Origin of the sequence: Olivibacter sp. EAT-5, from assembly GCF_044784325.1 — a bacterium.
Taxonomy (GTDB): domain Bacteria; phylum Bacteroidota; class Bacteroidia; order Sphingobacteriales; family Sphingobacteriaceae; genus Olivibacter; species Olivibacter oleidegradans.
In genome coordinates, this window is the sequence record NZ_CP173028.1 from 3,914,835 (window position 1) to 3,930,993 (window position 16,159).

Genomic DNA, 16,159 nt, shown 5'->3' on the forward strand with positions numbered 1-16,159 from the left:
AGTTAAGTGATTATGATATTACCAATATCCGACTGTACGAATTGTCCTTTAGAAGTGTTTAAAACATTCCAGTCGGTGAATGAATTAACTTCTGTCATCTTGATACTTATAAGAGCAGTGAAACGGCCTCCATAACATTTTATGTTTGTAACCTGAAAACCGTCTTTCACAAAGAAATCTCTTAAAGCATCATTCTTTTTGGTTATGTACCGTAGACCTTCCTTTTTAAAAAGCACACACAAACCTTTTAAAACACTTTTAAAAGCATTATAATTGGGCTGATCTATAGCCGCTCTTAGTGTTATTTCCCGTAATCCTGTTTTAGTGATCTTATAACCTTCTGTATTGTATGAAATGAATTGACCAGTTTTAGGAGCAGGGCGGTTATATCGACCGTCCAACCCAATTACATACAGCCCTAAGCTTTTGAACATATATCCATCTATTCCATATCCGTCATTATTCAATTGTCCAACCGTTATGGTAAACCCGCTGCCATCTAGAAGCAACCCACCAACATTGATAGGACTAAAGTCAAGTATGTTTCTAGGCATTTCGCCGCTCAAGTCCACAATAGGTTCACGGAATGGAATATGGATTAACGATGTGCCGTTATGCAAATAAGTACCTGTAATTTCACCGCGTACATAAACATTCCAAGTACCAAACAGCGAACTTGTAAGAGGTACTAATCCAGTAAAAGAATCGATATCTTTATACAGCGCATAACATTGTCGTAAAGCGTCATTCTCGGAAATTGAGTTTATGACCCCGTAAAAATCTATGTCACGACCGCCAAAGCGTATTTCATCAGAATTAACATACGGTTCTATCCCTTGATACCCCCAATCACGGTGCGTTGTACCTATACGTGACGGCATATCCCATGCACCGGAAAGAGCAATAAAACTACCAGTAGACATAGCAGGAATTATCCTGTACGATGTACGGATATTCTTATTATTCAATGTGTATGTATTTACTATACTCATGGTCTATCGTAACCGTTGGAAGTTTGTTTTGTATTATTTTTAATTTCTTTCAATTCACTTACAGCATTTTTAAGTTCTACAACTGTTTGTGCAGTATTTTCAGCGGTTGCAGCGGAGTTACGCGCAATCTGTAGCGTAGCATCGAGCCCTTTTTTGATATCTTCACTCATTCTCTTATTTACATCAAATGCAGCACGTGTAATACCAGTTAATTCAGATACGGTTTGCTCCGATGCTCGAGCTATCTCCGATTTTAAACCAGTAGATGAACTTTCATTATTTGTAAGGTCAATACCTGTAGCGTCTTTTAATCCGTCCAGATAATTACTACCTTTCTTTTGTATTTGCTCCCATTGCTTTTTTAGTTGCTCTTTCTCGCTATCCGTCAAACCATCCTTAGAAAGATCGTAGAAGGCGTCATACCAATCTTTCATTTTATCTTCTAAAAACTCACGGGAAAAACGGGTCAAAAGGTATTCTTCCATTACCTTGTTAAAAGCTTTTGCAAAAGCTTCTCCTGAATCTTCACCGCCATTAGCAAAAGCATCGCGGGCACTATCAATTAAGCTTTGCAAGCTAGTGCCTGTAATTTCCGCTTTCAGGTTATCAATGATGTCCTTATTCTTTTGCTCTAGGTCTACCAGATTATCTAACGCTTTTTGTGTTGCCTCATCAAAAGAACCGGAAAGAGCTAACAACTCGTCAATAGTTTCCTGTCCCGTCAATTGAGTTGTTTTACCGATCTGTCTAATGATGCTTTCTAAAGCCGTTGCTTGATTTAAGTAACCTTGTGCTAACAAAGGGCTATTTTCGCGGCTCACCTCATATTGACGCCTAAGTGATTTAGCCTGATCTTCAAAATTTTTAAGGGTCTTTTGACCCGTATTTAGTTGCGTTAGATATTGGTCAAGCTCTTTATTACCTGACAATAGATAACTACCTGAAAGCTCCGACCTATATTGTGCTTCTAAACGCAATATTTCGTCTAAACCTTCTTTGTATTTTGTTAAACGTTCCGTCCCGTAAATTTCATTTATAAGGTCTAATTGCCTATCAAGCACCTTAATTATAGCTTCATTCTGCTTTACCTGAAATTCCTGTGAGTACCTAAATTGCTCTTCACGTTTTTGTGAGGCCGATGAAAATAGGTTGAATATAGACATCATGCCACCAGACAATGCACCGAATATGCCTAAACTACCAGACGCCAAACCAAGAAGCTTATCAATACCAGTTGTTTGTTGTGCAGCGCGTAAAGCGATCAAAGAGCGTTGGATATCACCCACACCGCCAATAATATTAGCTACTGAACCCAGAACATTGCCAAAACCTTCGTCAACTTCACCAACAATTGAAGAGATATTACCAAGTTCACTAGCCACTTGACGCAAACCGTCAGGCATACGGCTATCTACTTTATCGGTTGCGCTTGCTAGGTTACGGCCTATCTCTTTAGCCAAGTCCTTACTGATTTTACCACTAGCTACCAGATCGGCAAGCATTTTCTTTGCATCGGCAATAGACTGCTTTGCAGATTCGCTACTTAAGTAGTCAATATCTTCATACATCCGCTTGAACACTTCAAGCTTTTTAGCCGCTTCATCGTTTACAGCGTCTATTTCTTCATCACGTCGTCTTTTAAGTTCATCGTTATTAGGGTCACCCAGATCAGCGGCCTTCTTTGCATAATCAGCTTTAATCTTTGCAATTTTCTGTTCTGATGATAATGCAGCTTCGTAAGCAGTTTTATAATCGTCATCACGTTGCTTTTTCTCGTCAGATAACGCGCCTTTCCTGATCTTGGTTAACTCTTCAATACGCTTCTTTTCAACATCGGTCAACGAACGTCCAGAAGCACCGTTATTAACCTTGTCAATTTCGCTTTGTACATAATCGCTATACCGATCATAGGCCGCCTTATCATTTTTAAAACGGGCGTTTGCACTATCTAGATTGACAGACTTTTTATAATCTTCAAATTGAGCGAACAGGTCTTTTTGCCTATCCATTTCAATTTTTAGCTTTTCAGTCTGTTGCCTGTAGGTAAGATCACTTTCAGCATTCTTTTGCGTTTCGTCCAATCCTGAAAGTGATATTTTAACCTTACTGTTTTTAGGGTTGGCGTTGAACCTTTGTACCTCTTCTCTGATCTTCTGAAACTTATCCCGTAAAGCCTGTAATTCCTCCTCATCGGATGTCATAGATTTACGGGCGTACTCTTTATCTATTTCCGTGATCTTATCAATCAATGATTGCCTTTGTCTAACAATGGAGGCTGATACTTTACTATCACCGCCAAAAAAATCCAAACCGTTTGCCTTAGCGGTTTCGGCCGCTCTTTTCTGGAAGTCGGCCGCAATCTGTTCATATGTTTTTTGCCGCTCTTCAAATTCTTTTGCGGCCTGTTCCCTGTTTCGTTTCGCATTCCTTCGATATAGCTCCTGTACTTTAGGGTCATTGGAATTGGCTAAACCGCTTGATAGATAATCAATACTTTGTTCATCCGTCTTGTTAAGCTCTACCATTTGTTCCATAGCGGATTTGCCCGCTTCTGCCAATGCAGCAGTAGCGGCTGCTTTGTAAAGCATCATTTTAACATAGGCGTCACCCTTTTCGATCATTTTAGCTTCAACCTCGTTTAAAGTCTTCACCTGTCCGATTGTCTTACCTACGCCCTCATTGTATTGCTTTACTACATCCGTTTTAGATAATAAGCCTTTTTTTGCCAGATCAACATTAGTTTTAAGTTCAGCCATACCCGTTGTAGCCTTCTTAAAATCCGTATCCTTAAGTGTAGCATTCAAAGCGTTCAAACTTTCCTTTGAAGCATCAAGACCTTTCTTACCCTCAAAAAGAGATTTTATAAAATTTCCAATCTCTTTACCGTAAACAGTAGTTAAAGTTATAGCCAAGCTCAATGCTGTACCCCAACCAAAAACACTTGTAGTAAGTTGTTTCCACATGGGTACTGATGCTTGACCCTGTGCCGCAAGTGCCGCGTTTTCTGCTCTTATTCTGGCAATCTGATCAAACAGTATGGGAAGGTTGTTTGATATTGCCATAAATCCAGTTTGAACGGAATACGTAAAAGCAGGAAGCTCACGCGTGATCTGGTTGATACTGTTCTGTAATCCGTTAAATTGAACGGTTGTGCTTGCTATACTTGGATTATCAACACCAATCCCGCGAATCCTAGCTATCTCGCTTTGTGTTTCTCTAATTCTTTGATTGTATTGCGCAATAACAGCAGGGTCAAACACTTTCTTTACATCTTGGTACATTGTAAGCAAATCAGCCTCTAACTGTTCAATGTTTCGGGAAACAAACGCCACGCCTTGTGCTAAACTCAAATTTTGGGTATTTATCCCGGATAACGATTGCGTGTATTCCCTAGCACTGGCAGCAGCAGAAGCAAATGCAGCACTACTTTGCGCATTAAAAGCGGAAACGGCCGCTGACATTCCCCTAGTGGCGTCATTCGTTCCGTTTCTAGCACGCTCTAACTCCGATAAGAAAGTAGGTGTGTTGGTAAGGAAATCAAGTCTTATAGGCTCTAAATCGTTCATTAAAAATACTTGTCTAAATCTTCGTCAGATATTTCTATTACTTTGGGAACTTCAATAGTTCTTGGCTGATCTGCCAACATTTCATTTATCTCAAATGTGGTCATCCTATTAAGGATATACCATTTGCTTTTGCCTAGTTCTTTCATAAGGAAGTAAACCAGACCTAAAGGGCTATGTAGACCTACTGTCTTTAACTCCCTTTCCTTTTTTGGCTCTATTTTTCCGGCGGTGTCGTTACCAACATTCCCGCTGTTGAACAGATAATATTTACGAAATCCTCATTCGCGGTAAAACTCATGATCGTAGCGAGCAGCATTGCCATTTCGCTATCTTTCAAAAAACTTCTAAGCAGCCATGCTAACGGGGTTACCAACCAAAGCAAAAACACATTATTGATAATAGATAAAGCGACGATCTTACTAAGGCTAACACCATGATTTGCATATAAGTTCAATACATCCGCTATTGTAATACCTTGCAGTTTTTTAGGGTTTATGCCACATTTTATAAACCTTTTACTAATCCGCAAGCTTATCCCGTAATAGGTATGTGTTAAGGTTAGGGATAATGTTTTCTTAAACCACCTAAACGGAGCGGGTAAGCGCAAATCAAAGCTTACCCCTCTGTTTAGTAGAGCATCAACAGCCTTTATTTCAGGTGTCCTATCCTGCAACTTCCTCATCATCTGGCATGATTACACCAACGGGATAAATAGTCTCTTTAACAGGCAATGCAGCATTTAATGGCTTCATTACTTTAAAGTTGACAGGTAATTGCATAAACGCTGTTTCCAGATAGTTACCTTCATCCATCGCATTTACTTTGATTCGGTTAAAACGCTTAATAAGCCCGTTACGGTTCTCTAATTCGATAGCCATAAAGATTTGTTTTACGTCACCAAAATCAGCGGCTACTACACGATTATCAACCATTGTCAAGGTTTCACCTAACAGATCGCGCCTAACTTTAGGGTCTTGCTGCATGAGTGTCATAGCAATATTTGTAACACCTGGTGTATCGTCAGATATAACAGGGTTAACGGGGTCGCCCTCCTCAAATATATCATTGGTAGTAGGTGAAGCGGGTGTGATTTTGACAGTATCAGCCAAAAGTTTACCATAAGAAAGCGGCTTAGTTTTATCAAACGTGCCATCCTCTAACAATTTGTACAAGCGATAAGCTTTAAAGCCTCTATAAATGAAATCTGCCATTATTTAGTCGTTTTAGTGGTTTTAGTGGTTTTACCTTTAGTTGCTTTTACTGGTTTTTCCTCCTGAACTTCTACAGGAGTAACGGCTTCCAGTTCTACCGTTTTATCCGCTTCTTTCGCTGCATTTTTATCAACCTCATTTGCGGCCTGTTTTAGGGATTCCATGGCTAATTTTTCTTCTGCCTCTTTTACAGCCTGTACTTTAGCTTCTTGCTCTGCTTTCTCCTGATCTTCTTTATCAGCTTGTTCTTGCTTAAGCGCTAAGTAAGCTTGTTTTTTTTCGGTTTTCTCGACTTCTGCCTGTTCCTTTTCGGCTTTATTCGCAATTAAAGCGCGGAGGTCTGCAACGGTTTCGTAAGTAGATCGGCTATACGGTTCTACATTTTTATTCTTCAAGTCATTTGCATGGGTGTATGCGCGTTCTTTGTCCGAAAAGAATTGTCCATCCGATGTTTTGTAATAGGTTTTTACCTCTTTGTTTCTTGCAAAAAGAAATGCAAGCGTTTCTTTTGTTTTATTACTCATTTTTTAAAGATTTTAAATGTTTTTAAAAGACGGATTACAATACCAACAGCAATCAAAACAGCTATTGCCCAAACCCATGGAGGGAGCGACCACGTTTTACGGTTGTCGCTTTCCTCTTGATCTATATTGATATTTGATGTAGCCGTACTATCGGCCGTTAAATGGGTTTCGTTGTAAGTGTTAGTAGTACTGGTCGGTTTAGCTTCTAAATCAAAATTGAGATTACCACCTTTGTTTGAAAGAGTAAGTTTACCGCCTTTGCTTTCAATAACTACGTTAGAACTATCGCTATGCAGTATTTTCACGGGAATAGAACCGCTTAACCGCTCGCCAAACTCCTTAGTTTCAGTAATTGTTTTTGCATCTACCCCCTTAGTTTCAGCAATGGTTTCGCTAATAGCCACCCTTTTTGATGTTTCAATTTTGCGGCTACCACATGAGCTACAAAAGAGGGTAGCAAGCAAAGCTCCCGCTATTAACGCTAGAAGAAAACCTATATTCTTTACTTCTCTAGTTTTCATACATCGTATTGCTTAAGATTACCAGAACCGTTAATTACCTGACCTAATACCTTAGCGTAATTAGGGTCAGTAGCGTATCCCGCTACCTGCAAAGCAATAGCCTGTTGTTCGGGTGTCTTAGCAGAAAACAGACCCGCACGGGTGTAGCGTTGGTTTACCGTCAAAAAGCGGTTTCTATCAGCAAATCCAGCCTCTAAGGATGGGTAAGCCCGAAAGCCGTCTTTTATGTATACATCTTTATTGCTGAACACTTCACGTGTTCTTAAATTGACTACTGCACCAGTCCAACCCTTAGACGATTTTATACCAAAATGATTGTGATACTTAGATGCAAGCAAACTAAGCGTATTCTTTGCCCCGTTATGACTTTCAACTATTGCTTGAGCTATCAAAAGGCTAGCAAAAAGACCTGTACCATTACAAACTTTTTGTGCTACAGGGGCAATAAGTTTTATATACTCTTGTCTCGTCATTTTAAAAGATTTTCGATTTTGGTGGTAAGCTTATTGATGATATGTGTTTTTGGTTTGCCGCTGATTACTGCCATGTTTTCAAGAATTGATATCATGTTTTCCAGTACGATTTGAACGACTAGAAACACATGCATCCAGTCAAACACAACCGCCGCCATATCCTTACTATGATCTTTAAATGATATAGCGAAGAGGTAGGGAACAGCTATCAAAACGAGGTAGTAGAACACCTTAAACAAGAATCGGCTTAACTTCATACTACTTAGCTCTTCTTTCCTTACCCTGCTAGCGGTGATACCGCTTATCAATTCAGTGAAGAGAACCAACAAGAAAGCAAAGAAAGCATAAGCGTCTAGCCCAAATATCCTATCTATACTCACCGATATAGCACTGATCATAGTTGTGCCAACTGTATAACCAGTGTATTTGAAGCTTGGCGCAAGGCTTTCGCCGATATGCGCCAAACTATCATACCCATAGGTTTTCAACAGCTTTTCAAACCAACTCATTACACACTAACTACTTGACGTAATACACCTACACCTTCGTAGTTTTTACGTTTAGCTCTAGCACCAATACGAACCAGAAAGGAATAAATATCACCGTACCAAACAGGGTTACCCATGTCATCAAAGAACACCGTTTGCCCCAAGGCCTTTTCCACCATGTTCTTATTCCAGAATAAGCACCCCTCATCATCAGTAGGTAAAATCTCACTGCCATAGGTTTTGAAATTACCGTTTTCATCAAGTACATATACACTTGATCTGGAAAGCAATTTCCATCCTTGACACTTATACATAACCCCGTTACGTCTTTCCTCTTCTGTAACTTGCGCCATATAAGTAGCGGTCACCATGCTATTTGCCGGGAACATCTGCGTTTCAGCATCAGCTGTTAACAAGGCATACATTTGACCTTCACGCCATGCGTTTTGCTTTTTCATAAAGTTTCGCATCTTTTGCAGATCGCTTAAACCGTATGCTTTACGGTTTCCTGTTGCACCCGCCAAACCAGTTGCTACCGCTTCGCCTTCTGTCAATAAAATATTATCTGCCGGAATACTATTTGAACCTCCTACAGGGCTACTAATGATGTTTTCTAAAACGCCTTCTGCTGTTTCATTTGCCAAAGCGTCTAACTCTTCACGGATTACCGAATCACGTTTATCATAGCTTAATTCTTTGGTTTCTGCATCCGAGATATGTACGGGGTCTGATGTATATTCGTCAATACGATAAAGTACTTCATCATCGGTACGTGTTCTTACTTGAGCGGGTTTTACAGTCCTATTCTTGACAACCTTACTACCTCCACCAGATTGAGGTATATGAACAATTTTACCGTTTAGTATATTGTCCTGATCAACGTCACTTATATGGTTTAGAAATGTGTTGTCAGCAAATAAGGATTCTTCAATATGACTCCGCCAAATTTCAACCTGAACAGCCATAAAAGCCAAACCTTTGGAAGAAACAAAACCAAGAGCTACACCCGATGTTACACCGACTGCAACGGAACTTGCTAAGGTTTCAACACTAAGTCCAAAAAAGGACACCAAGACTAAAGCCGCAATAACAACATTGTAAAAAAGGCTAGTCCATTTAATTTCAATTTTCTTCATTGTTCGTTTTTTTTAAGTTTTAAAAGTGTTTTAAATGGGTTTTTAACAGATTGTGATAAGTGATTAACCGTTATAATCTTTACCGTACTTCTGTTTGAAGAGCGCTTTAAACTGGTCAGGATTCGAGGCTTTAAGCTCTACTAGCTTTCCGGATTTATCCAGATCATCCCATGAAAGATTTGTATTGGTGCCACCGATAGTAGCGGCTTGGTTAAACGCTTGTTGGGCGGTTGGTTGACCTTGTTTTTTAGACAAGATACTTTCTACACTTTCGTAGTCCTTAGCGGCTAAAGCCACATATCCGGCTTTCTCATCCGCAGTAATTTTGCGGGCATCTACAGCACTTTGTACAAGCGTTTCAATTTTGGCATTCTTAGCTGCTAGTTCAACTCTTTCAAGCTCCTTTGTCTTAGCTGCCAGATCATCAGTTAGCGTAGAAACTTTTGCTGATAATTGTACATTGCTATCTGCAATCTTCTTAACAGCAGCCACGATAGCGGTTTCATCAGCATCAGCAGAAAGGCACAGAACAGACAATAAACTGTCTGGGTTTTTCAGTTCGATAATTTTCATTGTATTTTCTATTTTGGTTTTAAGTTTTGGGATAAGTGGGTTTCCACCATTGGCAGATAGTTCAATCTTTTTACCGTTGGCATCAGTTAGGGTTAAGGCTTCGTCATTTGCGCCACGATCAACCAAACTAACCTCGTCTAAAACCGATTTGACAAGAGTTGGCAACTCTTGACCCTCTTTTAAAAATTGTGGGGCATCACTCCATTCTACAGGTATCAATCCGGCACTAGCCATTTTGATAATACCCTTTTCGTATTTACCGTGAAGCTTAACGGCAAACTCATCGTCTGGATCGAAAAGCGGCACACCGGTAATACTATTATCCTCTTCTATTTGTAAGTCCACCATTTGACCAATTGGCAAACTGTCACGTGTGGTGCGTTCATGCTTAAAGATTAACAGTGGATTTTTTTCGTATTGCGAAAGGTTTATACCGGACGTTAAAACCCAAAATTTAAAACGGTTTAACGCTTCTGTAGTAATGACTATTCTTTTGCTACCTCTTAACATTTTTTGTCGTTTGTTGAGGCAAAGAAAAGGCGGTAATTTGACTTAAAAAACCGCGTTTAAAGAGCGTGTACGCATATTGTACATGCAATGTACTCTATTTGTACACTCTCTGTTTGTCGAGTTTTTTAGCCCCTTTTAATAGGTCATTTTTGCTTCACAAACGGTAAAATATGGCAGTAAAAAGCAACTCTATCCAACAAAAAAAAGAGCACGCTTATATCCTCTACACCAAAGAAGGTGTGACGGAACAAAAGACGTTAGCCGAACGAGTTGGAGTAAGCAAACAAACTATTAACAAATGGGTCAACTCCGAAAACTGGGAGCGGCAAAGACAATCGCTCATAGTTACGGCTGAATCAGAATTAAGGCGGTTCTACATGCAAGTAACCGAGCTTAATGACTTCATTATGAAACGCGAAGAGGGAAAGAGATTTGCAAACAGTAAAGAGGCCGATACATTAGTTAAACTTTCCGGTGCAATCAAAAACCTAGAGCAAGATGTATCGCTAGGCGAAACGATGCAAGTGCTAAAGAAGTTCATAGGACTTGTAAGCAAAGAAAACCTAAACGAGGCCAAACTTATAACCAAGTGGGCTGACATCTTTATTAAAACTCTCCTAAAATGATAAGTACAGCAGAAAAGCGGGCTATTTTCGATTGGGACGAGTTTGTAATAAACATGCAAAGGCAAACTCCTGTAGACCTTAGCGAAAGTCCAGAAGACAAAAGAAAACGCATTGAAAAGCTTGAAGGTAATTTTGAAGAATGGAAAAAGTATTATTTTTCTCAATACTGCACAAGTGAACCCGCTGACTTTCATATCAGAAGTTCAAAGGGTGTAATCAACAACCCCGAATGGTATGTAGCAAGACCTTGGAGCCGTGAGCTATCTAAGTCAGGCTTAACAATGATGGAGGTGCTTTACCTAACACTAACAGAAAAAAAAAAGAATATTGTACTTACATCCAACAGCAAAGACAACGCTGAACGCCTACTTGCGCCCTACAAAAAGAACCTGGAGAAAAACCCTAGAATAATTGCGGATTATGGCGTACAGGAACAATACGGTTCTTGGTCAGCAGATGAGTTTATTACTAGAAAAGGGGTCGCATTTAGAGCTATTGGTAAAGGTCAGTCCCCTAGAGGAACTAGGAATGAAGAAATAAGACCGGACGTTTTATTGATAGATGACTTTGACACCGATGAAGATTGCAGAAACCCAGATACAGTAGACAATGATTGGAATTGGATAGAAAGAGCGTTTCTAGGTACACGTAGTATTAGTAACCCATTACTAGTTATATTTTGCGGTAATATCATTGCTGAAAATTGCTGTATGCTCAAAGCAATGGCAATGGCTGATGATTATGAAATAGTAAACATCAGAAATAAGCACGGCAAATCTACTTGGCCGCAAAAGAATACAGAAGAAATGATTGATCGTGTTTTATCTAAGATCAGTTACGCTTCTGGACAAGGCGAATACTTCAACAATCCGATTGTTAACGGTAAGGTGTTCAAAAAGCTTAACTACAAGTCTACTGCTCCATATAAAGCATTTAAGTTTCTAGTAGCTTATTGTGACCCTAGCTATAAAAGCGGTAAAAAAAACGACTTTAAAGCACTTGCTTTGGTTGGCAAATGGAAAGATGAATATCACGTAAAGAAAACATATTGTGCGCAAACTACAACAGCCAATATGCTTGATTGGTATTATGAAATACTGAAAGACGTGAACGGTGTAACCCCCGTTTATTGTCTTATAGAGTGGCCTAGTATTGATGACCCAATTAAATTAGAAATAACAGCCGCCAATAAACGTCATGGCATCACTTTACCACTTAAAGCCGATGAAAGAGTTAAGCCCGAAAAGTTTTACAGAATAGAAAGCCTTTTAGAACCATTAAATAGAAATGAAAAGCTTTGGTTCGATATCAGTCTGAAAACTTCGCAGCACCAAGAAGCGATGGAGGCACAATTTAAAGCTTTATCACCAACAAGCAGGGCGCACGATGACGGTCCAGACGCAGTAGAAGGAGCTGTATTTGCTGTTAACACAAAATCTGCATCAACAGACACCAACGCCACAAAGTGGGGTAAAAGAAAACCAAACTCAAAACGAATGTAAATTTTAAAGATATGTTTATAAACAGAACAGACATAATGACCCTTATTTATGGGGAAAAGATTGACGCTATTTCACGGGATGATGAAAAAAACCTTAATGACGCCATCACTTACGGGATAGAAGAGGTAGCGGGATATATGAACAGGTTTGACACCGCTACGCTTTTTGCCGCGGCTCACATCATTGGAGGTTTTGACGAAGTATTAAATCCAGAAGATTTTGAAAACGAGCTTCTAGACGATGAAGACGAAGAACCTATAATTACGGATAATCGCGACCCTCTTTTGAAAGGATTATGTGTAGTGTGTGCCTCATGGTATTTTATTGGCGTTGCCAATGTTGGAGTAGACTACGCGGTAATACAGGACAGATACGAAAAAGCCATAGACACACTAACTAAGATTCAAGCAGGAAAGATAACGCCACGCAATTGGCCTTTTAAACCTGCCGACCCCGTAACAGGCAGCAACCCCGCCCAAACTATCACTTATGGCAGTAACCCAAAACGGGAAAACCACTTTTAAAACCCTTTTAAAACTTTAAAAAAATGGCTAGGAGAACTAAAGGAATAAACATAAAAAGCAAAGAAGATCTTTCCAAACAAATCAATATTGTTAAGCAGGAAATCAATATTAGACCGATCAACAGGCAACCTATTGACATACAAAAAGTAAAACTGGCTATTCAGTCAGCAGAAAGCACCACAAACCCAAATAGAAGCCTATTGTATGATATTTATGGAAACATAAAGTCAGATGGACACCTTACGGGTCTTAGAAAGAAACTGTTTAACGCAGTTACTGGTGCAGAATGGGAATTCAGTAAAATGGGTAAAGTGATACCTCGTGTTAACGATCTTATTGATACAGTAGAATTTGATAAGACTTTAAAAGAGATTGTAAACTCTATTTTATGGGGGCTTACATGGATAGAGTTTAGCAATTTCACAAAAGAGGGTTTTAATCTTTGGGTGATGCCCCGTAAACATTGCCGTCCTGAAACAGGCGATCTAGTTAGAGAGCAAAACGGTTTTGAACCGGTGCTTAACATAAGAGAAGGTATTTATGCAAAAACCTGTATGGAGATTGGAGAGCCGGACGATCTGGGAGCTTATTTTGACGTAGTGCAATACGTAGTTTATAAGCGCGGTAATTTTGGCGATTGGGCGCAATTTGCTGAAATATTCGGGATGCCTTTTAGAATTGGCGAATATGACAGCTATGACGAAACGCAAAAGGCTCAATTAGAAAAGGCTTTGGACGAAGCAGGTAGCGCGGCCTACGCTGTAATACCTAAAGGCTCTTCATTGCGGTTTGAAAAAAACCCCAGTACTGGTGATGGACAACTATATAACTTGCTTAAGAACGCCTGTAACCAAGAAATGAGTGTAGCACTATTAACCGTTACCGAAACCACTACAAGCAGCTCAAGCAGCGGTTACGCCCAAAGTAAAGAGCATGGTGATCAACAGGACGATATTTTTAAAGGTTTGCGTGATTACGTAAGAAGAATACTAAACCGAAAGTTTGTGCCTATACTTCAAGCGAACGGTATAGATACAGAAGGCGGCTATTTCATTGTAAAAGGTGAAGGTGAAGAAAAACTAAGTTTAAAAGAACGGTTTGAAATTCATATAAGAATGATAAAAGAACTTGGTTTGCCTTATGATGTTGATAGTCTATACGAGCAATACGGGCTAACCAAACCCAAAGATTTTGACGCTCAAGTAAAAGCCAAAAAAGAGGAAAAAGAAGCTTTTAAAAAAGCCATTACACCTAAGCAGGAAGAGAACAAAAACTTATCCGCTGAAACAAAAACATTATGGGAAAAAGCTAAGTATTTTTTCGGCCTAGCCCCGCAAAGCTAATCAATGCTATTGCGGGGCTTGAAACATTGCCACATACTGAATTAATGTCAAATATTGATAAGTTATACTCTTCTTGTTGTTCCGATCACAATGTAAAACTTTCTCTTACTGATCAAGAAGAAAACAACTTGTTTGAAAAGCTTTTAAACATGGTTCTAAAAGTATGGAAAAACAAAGGCACTCCGAAAGGAGGGATTGACGAAGAAATCGTAACACAATATGTGGAAAAACTTTGGGAGGGTGTTGTAGATGGATACGGTGAAGATTTAACAGCTATCGACTTTGATACACCAGATTATAACATGCTTTTAAAACTGCGTGAAAATATTTGGCAATTCAGTGCCGCCAAGAACTATCAACAGTTGGCGGCTATCAACAGGGAACTGATAGATGCTAATGGTAAACTTAGAAGTTTTTCCGATTTTAGAGACGCTGCCTTACGAATCAATATTGATCACGTTAGGCATTTGGAAACCGAATATACAACAGCAGTAGGCGGGGCACAAATGGCGGGATTATGGGTACAAATCCAACAGGAAAAAGAGGTATTGCCATGGATTGAGCTTGTTGCTATTATTGACGATCATACCACAAAGGAAATTTGCCTTTTACTAGATGGCGTTATAGTGCATGTAGATGACCCTTATTTAGATGTTTATTACCCTTTAAATCATTATAATTGCCGTTTAACAGTTAGGCGTTTAGCTGACGCTACACCGACCCCTAAAGACAAGCTGCCATATCCTGAAATACCTAAAATATTTAGAACGAACATGGGTAAACGTGGCTTAGCATTTCCTACAGATCACCCGTATTTTGAAGGCACACCAAAAGATGTGCTGGAAAAAGCAAAACAATCGGCACAAATATGAGCACCGATATAAGTTTTAGAATACTGAAATCTAAGCTATCCAAGCAATTAAATTCATTACCTGTGCTGATCGGTAATGAAATGGTCAATTACGCGCTGGAAAACTTCAAGAATGAAGCCTATGACGGTAACAAATGGAAACCCAGAAAAAAGAAGCAAAAAGGTAAGTCACAACAAAAAATACTAGTTGGCAGGACAAGACGCCTTATAAGGGGTAACAGGTTCACAACTATCGCAAACGGTGTACGATACATAAATGACACACCTTACGCTTCCATTCACAATTTCGGGGGTGTAATAAGTCGTGCAGCACGTAGCGAAACATTTATCAGAAACCGCCACCAAAAAGGAAGGTTAGGTAAAATGTTTGGAGGAAAAGGGGCATTTGCTAAAGGCACTACAAAAGGCCAAGGTTTTACGTTTAAATCTTATAAAATCCACATACCACAACGGCAATTTATTGGGAGATCACCAGTATTATTAACGCGGCTTAAAACAACCGCAATAAATCATTTAAGAAAAGCATTTTAACATGGAAGAAGTACTATTAAATAAGGTTACTACAGTATTACAACCTTTAATTGACAGCAATAATATAAAGGAAATTGATTTTGATTACGGACAATTGGAATATTATGACACTCGTCCAGATTTGAACTTTCCTGCTATATTGGTGGAAATTGATTTTCCAAACACACAATCAATGAGCTTTGATAAAACCATTCAACATGTCAACGCAATTATAACACTTAGAATTGCATTACAGGTTATTGATGAATCATCAACCAGAACACCCATTTTAAGGCGTAATAAGGCTCTAGAAAGATTCTCGTTAAACAAAGAGGTGTATAAGCTAATGCAGTCCTTTACAGACGATGAAACAGGGTATTTTGATAGGATTAGTCAAACACAGGAAAAGAGAGTAGACGGGTACAAAGTAACTAATATGAAATTTGCTGTTTCTTTTGAAGATCATACAGCAGAGGGCTAACCCGCCCAACTGTAATAAGGGTATTTTTGTTTGATTTGAGACACTTTTGGCTTTTCAGTTAACAAACCCTTCAATACATCGTAATTTGCGTCTAGGCGGGCTATTATAGCCCGCTCACTCAAATAAAACTCATCTTCCAGAATATTAAGTGTTTTTTCGTAGGAATAACCTATAAGGACGGTGTAAAAATAGTATCGATAGGTTAACGCCTCGTCACGCTTCGCCATATAAAGACGCTTACCATTTCCTGCGGGTTCTGGTCTAGGTTGTATCAAATCATCATAAAGCTTTTGGCGGCCTCTCATTGA

At 39.3% G+C, this 16,159-nt stretch carries 18 protein-coding genes; 7 read left to right on the forward strand and 11 right to left on the reverse strand.

What is annotated here, in order from left to right:
* Positions 1–2 precede the first annotated feature (2 nt).
* The 10 genes from ACH11B_RS16040 to ACH11B_RS16085 form a co-directional block, all read right to left on the reverse strand.
* A complete protein-coding gene (locus ACH11B_RS16040; RefSeq protein ID WP_377609521.1) occupies positions 3–992 on the reverse strand; it encodes a hypothetical protein in 990 nt (329 codons plus the stop codon).
* Complete coding sequence (locus ACH11B_RS16045; RefSeq protein WP_377609518.1) at positions 989–4,558, reverse strand: hypothetical protein; 3,570 nt, start codon at positions 4,556–4,558, stop codon at positions 989–991. The genes ACH11B_RS16040 and ACH11B_RS16045 overlap by 4 nt, the downstream gene beginning before the upstream one ends.
* A gap of 214 nt (positions 4,559–4,772) precedes the next feature.
* Positions 4,773–5,243 (reverse strand): hypothetical protein, encoded by a 471-nt coding sequence (locus ACH11B_RS16050; RefSeq protein WP_377609516.1) that lies wholly within the window; start codon positions 5,241–5,243, stop codon positions 4,773–4,775.
* Positions 5,221–5,769: a hypothetical protein gene (locus ACH11B_RS16055; RefSeq protein ID WP_377609514.1), complete on the reverse strand. Its 549-nt coding sequence runs from the start codon at positions 5,767–5,769 to the stop codon at positions 5,221–5,223. The genes ACH11B_RS16050 and ACH11B_RS16055 overlap by 23 nt, the downstream gene beginning before the upstream one ends.
* Positions 5,769–6,293 (reverse strand): hypothetical protein, encoded by a 525-nt coding sequence (locus ACH11B_RS16060; protein WP_377609512.1) that lies wholly within the window; start codon positions 6,291–6,293, stop codon positions 5,769–5,771. The genes ACH11B_RS16055 and ACH11B_RS16060 overlap by 1 nt, the downstream gene beginning before the upstream one ends.
* Positions 6,290–6,814 (reverse strand): hypothetical protein, encoded by a 525-nt coding sequence (locus ACH11B_RS16065; RefSeq protein ID WP_377609510.1) that lies wholly within the window; start codon positions 6,812–6,814, stop codon positions 6,290–6,292. The genes ACH11B_RS16060 and ACH11B_RS16065 overlap by 4 nt, the downstream gene beginning before the upstream one ends.
* Positions 6,811–7,287, reverse strand: coding sequence for a glycoside hydrolase family 73 protein (locus tag ACH11B_RS16070; protein WP_377609508.1), 477 nt, complete (start codon positions 7,285–7,287; stop codon positions 6,811–6,813). Before ACH11B_RS16070 ends, ACH11B_RS16065 begins: the two co-directional genes overlap by 4 nt.
* A complete protein-coding gene (locus ACH11B_RS16075; protein WP_377609506.1) occupies positions 7,284–7,796 on the reverse strand; it encodes a phage holin family protein in 513 nt (170 codons plus the stop codon). The genes ACH11B_RS16070 and ACH11B_RS16075 overlap by 4 nt, the downstream gene beginning before the upstream one ends.
* A complete protein-coding gene (locus tag ACH11B_RS16080) occupies positions 7,796–8,911 on the reverse strand; it encodes a hypothetical protein (protein WP_377609505.1) in 1,116 nt (371 codons plus the stop codon). Before ACH11B_RS16080 ends, ACH11B_RS16075 begins: the two co-directional genes overlap by 1 nt.
* A 63-nt stretch (positions 8,912–8,974) precedes the next feature.
* Positions 8,975–9,994 carry a hypothetical protein gene (locus ACH11B_RS16085; protein ID WP_377609503.1) on the reverse strand — a complete coding sequence of 340 codons (1,020 nt, stop codon included), beginning with the start codon at positions 9,992–9,994 and terminating at the stop codon, positions 8,975–8,977.
* A 170-nt stretch (positions 9,995–10,164) separates the two neighbouring features.
* On the opposite strand from ACH11B_RS16085, the gene ACH11B_RS16090 reads away from it, so the two are divergent.
* Genes ACH11B_RS16090 through ACH11B_RS16120 form a run of 7 tightly spaced genes read left to right on the forward strand, consistent with a single transcriptional unit; the run spans position 10,165 to position 15,851 of the window.
* A complete protein-coding gene (locus ACH11B_RS16090) occupies positions 10,165–10,620 on the forward strand; it encodes a YfeC-like transcriptional regulator (RefSeq protein WP_377609500.1) in 456 nt (151 codons plus the stop codon).
* Entirely contained in the window at positions 10,617–12,122 is a 1,506-nt protein-coding gene (locus ACH11B_RS16095; RefSeq protein WP_377609498.1) for a hypothetical protein, read from the forward strand. The genes ACH11B_RS16090 and ACH11B_RS16095 overlap by 4 nt, the downstream gene beginning before the upstream one ends.
* Positions 12,123–12,133: 11 nt before the next feature.
* The gene (locus ACH11B_RS16100) at positions 12,134–12,646 is read left to right on the forward strand and encodes a hypothetical protein (protein ID WP_377609496.1); all 513 of its coding nucleotides are present in this window, start codon (positions 12,134–12,136) and stop codon (positions 12,644–12,646) included.
* Between the two features lie 23 nt (positions 12,647–12,669).
* Positions 12,670–13,989, forward strand: coding sequence for a DUF935 family protein (locus tag ACH11B_RS16105; protein WP_377609494.1), 1,320 nt, complete (start codon positions 12,670–12,672; stop codon positions 13,987–13,989).
* A gap of 44 nt (positions 13,990–14,033) precedes the next feature.
* Positions 14,034–14,861: a phage minor head protein gene (locus ACH11B_RS16110; protein ID WP_377609493.1), complete on the forward strand. Its 828-nt coding sequence runs from the start codon at positions 14,034–14,036 to the stop codon at positions 14,859–14,861.
* Positions 14,858–15,391 carry a phage virion morphogenesis protein gene (locus ACH11B_RS16115; RefSeq protein WP_377609491.1) on the forward strand — a complete coding sequence of 178 codons (534 nt, stop codon included), beginning with the start codon at positions 14,858–14,860 and terminating at the stop codon, positions 15,389–15,391. Before ACH11B_RS16110 ends, ACH11B_RS16115 begins: the two co-directional genes overlap by 4 nt.
* Before the next feature lies 1 nt (position 15,392).
* Positions 15,393–15,851 carry a hypothetical protein gene (locus ACH11B_RS16120; protein ID WP_377609489.1) on the forward strand — a complete coding sequence of 153 codons (459 nt, stop codon included), beginning with the start codon at positions 15,393–15,395 and terminating at the stop codon, positions 15,849–15,851.
* Here the strand turns inward: ACH11B_RS16120 and ACH11B_RS16125 are convergent.
* Complete coding sequence (locus ACH11B_RS16125) at positions 15,848–16,156, reverse strand: hypothetical protein (protein WP_404273978.1); 309 nt, start codon at positions 16,154–16,156, stop codon at positions 15,848–15,850. The genes ACH11B_RS16120 and ACH11B_RS16125 overlap by 4 nt on opposite strands.
* Positions 16,157–16,159 lie beyond the last annotated feature (3 nt).

Excerpts from the sequence above, each read along its gene's own strand:
- ACH11B_RS16040 (WP_377609521.1), bottom strand. The coding sequence starts at position 992 with ATGAGTATAGTAAATACATACACATTGAATAATAAGAATATCCGTACA.
- ACH11B_RS16045 (WP_377609518.1), bottom strand. The coding sequence starts at position 4,558 with ATGAACGATTTAGAGCCTATAAGACTTGATTTCCTTACCAACACACCT.
- ACH11B_RS16050 (WP_377609516.1), bottom strand. The coding sequence starts at position 5,243 with ATGATGAGGAAGTTGCAGGATAGGACACCTGAAATAAAGGCTGTTGAT.
- ACH11B_RS16055 (WP_377609514.1), bottom strand. The coding sequence starts at position 5,769 with ATGGCAGATTTCATTTATAGAGGCTTTAAAGCTTATCGCTTGTACAAA.
- ACH11B_RS16060 (WP_377609512.1), bottom strand. The coding sequence starts at position 6,293 with ATGAGTAATAAAACAAAAGAAACGCTTGCATTTCTTTTTGCAAGAAAC.
- ACH11B_RS16065 (WP_377609510.1), bottom strand. The coding sequence starts at position 6,814 with ATGAAAACTAGAGAAGTAAAGAATATAGGTTTTCTTCTAGCGTTAATA.
- ACH11B_RS16070 (WP_377609508.1), bottom strand. The coding sequence starts at position 7,287 with ATGACGAGACAAGAGTATATAAAACTTATTGCCCCTGTAGCACAAAAA.
- ACH11B_RS16075 (WP_377609506.1), bottom strand. The coding sequence starts at position 7,796 with ATGAGTTGGTTTGAAAAGCTGTTGAAAACCTATGGGTATGATAGTTTG.
- ACH11B_RS16080 (WP_377609505.1), bottom strand. The coding sequence starts at position 8,911 with ATGAAGAAAATTGAAATTAAATGGACTAGCCTTTTTTACAATGTTGTT.
- ACH11B_RS16085 (WP_377609503.1), bottom strand. The coding sequence starts at position 9,994 with ATGTTAAGAGGTAGCAAAAGAATAGTCATTACTACAGAAGCGTTAAAC.
- ACH11B_RS16090 (WP_377609500.1), top strand. The coding sequence starts at position 10,165 with ATGGCAGTAAAAAGCAACTCTATCCAACAAAAAAAAGAGCACGCTTAT.
- ACH11B_RS16095 (WP_377609498.1), top strand. The coding sequence starts at position 10,617 with ATGATAAGTACAGCAGAAAAGCGGGCTATTTTCGATTGGGACGAGTTT.
- ACH11B_RS16100 (WP_377609496.1), top strand. The coding sequence starts at position 12,134 with ATGTTTATAAACAGAACAGACATAATGACCCTTATTTATGGGGAAAAG.
- ACH11B_RS16105 (WP_377609494.1), top strand. The coding sequence starts at position 12,670 with ATGGCTAGGAGAACTAAAGGAATAAACATAAAAAGCAAAGAAGATCTT.
- ACH11B_RS16110 (WP_377609493.1), top strand. The coding sequence starts at position 14,034 with ATGTCAAATATTGATAAGTTATACTCTTCTTGTTGTTCCGATCACAAT.
- ACH11B_RS16115 (WP_377609491.1), top strand. The coding sequence starts at position 14,858 with ATGAGCACCGATATAAGTTTTAGAATACTGAAATCTAAGCTATCCAAG.
- ACH11B_RS16120 (WP_377609489.1), top strand. The coding sequence starts at position 15,393 with ATGGAAGAAGTACTATTAAATAAGGTTACTACAGTATTACAACCTTTA.
- ACH11B_RS16125 (WP_404273978.1), bottom strand. The coding sequence starts at position 16,156 with ATGAGAGGCCGCCAAAAGCTTTATGATGATTTGATACAACCTAGACCA.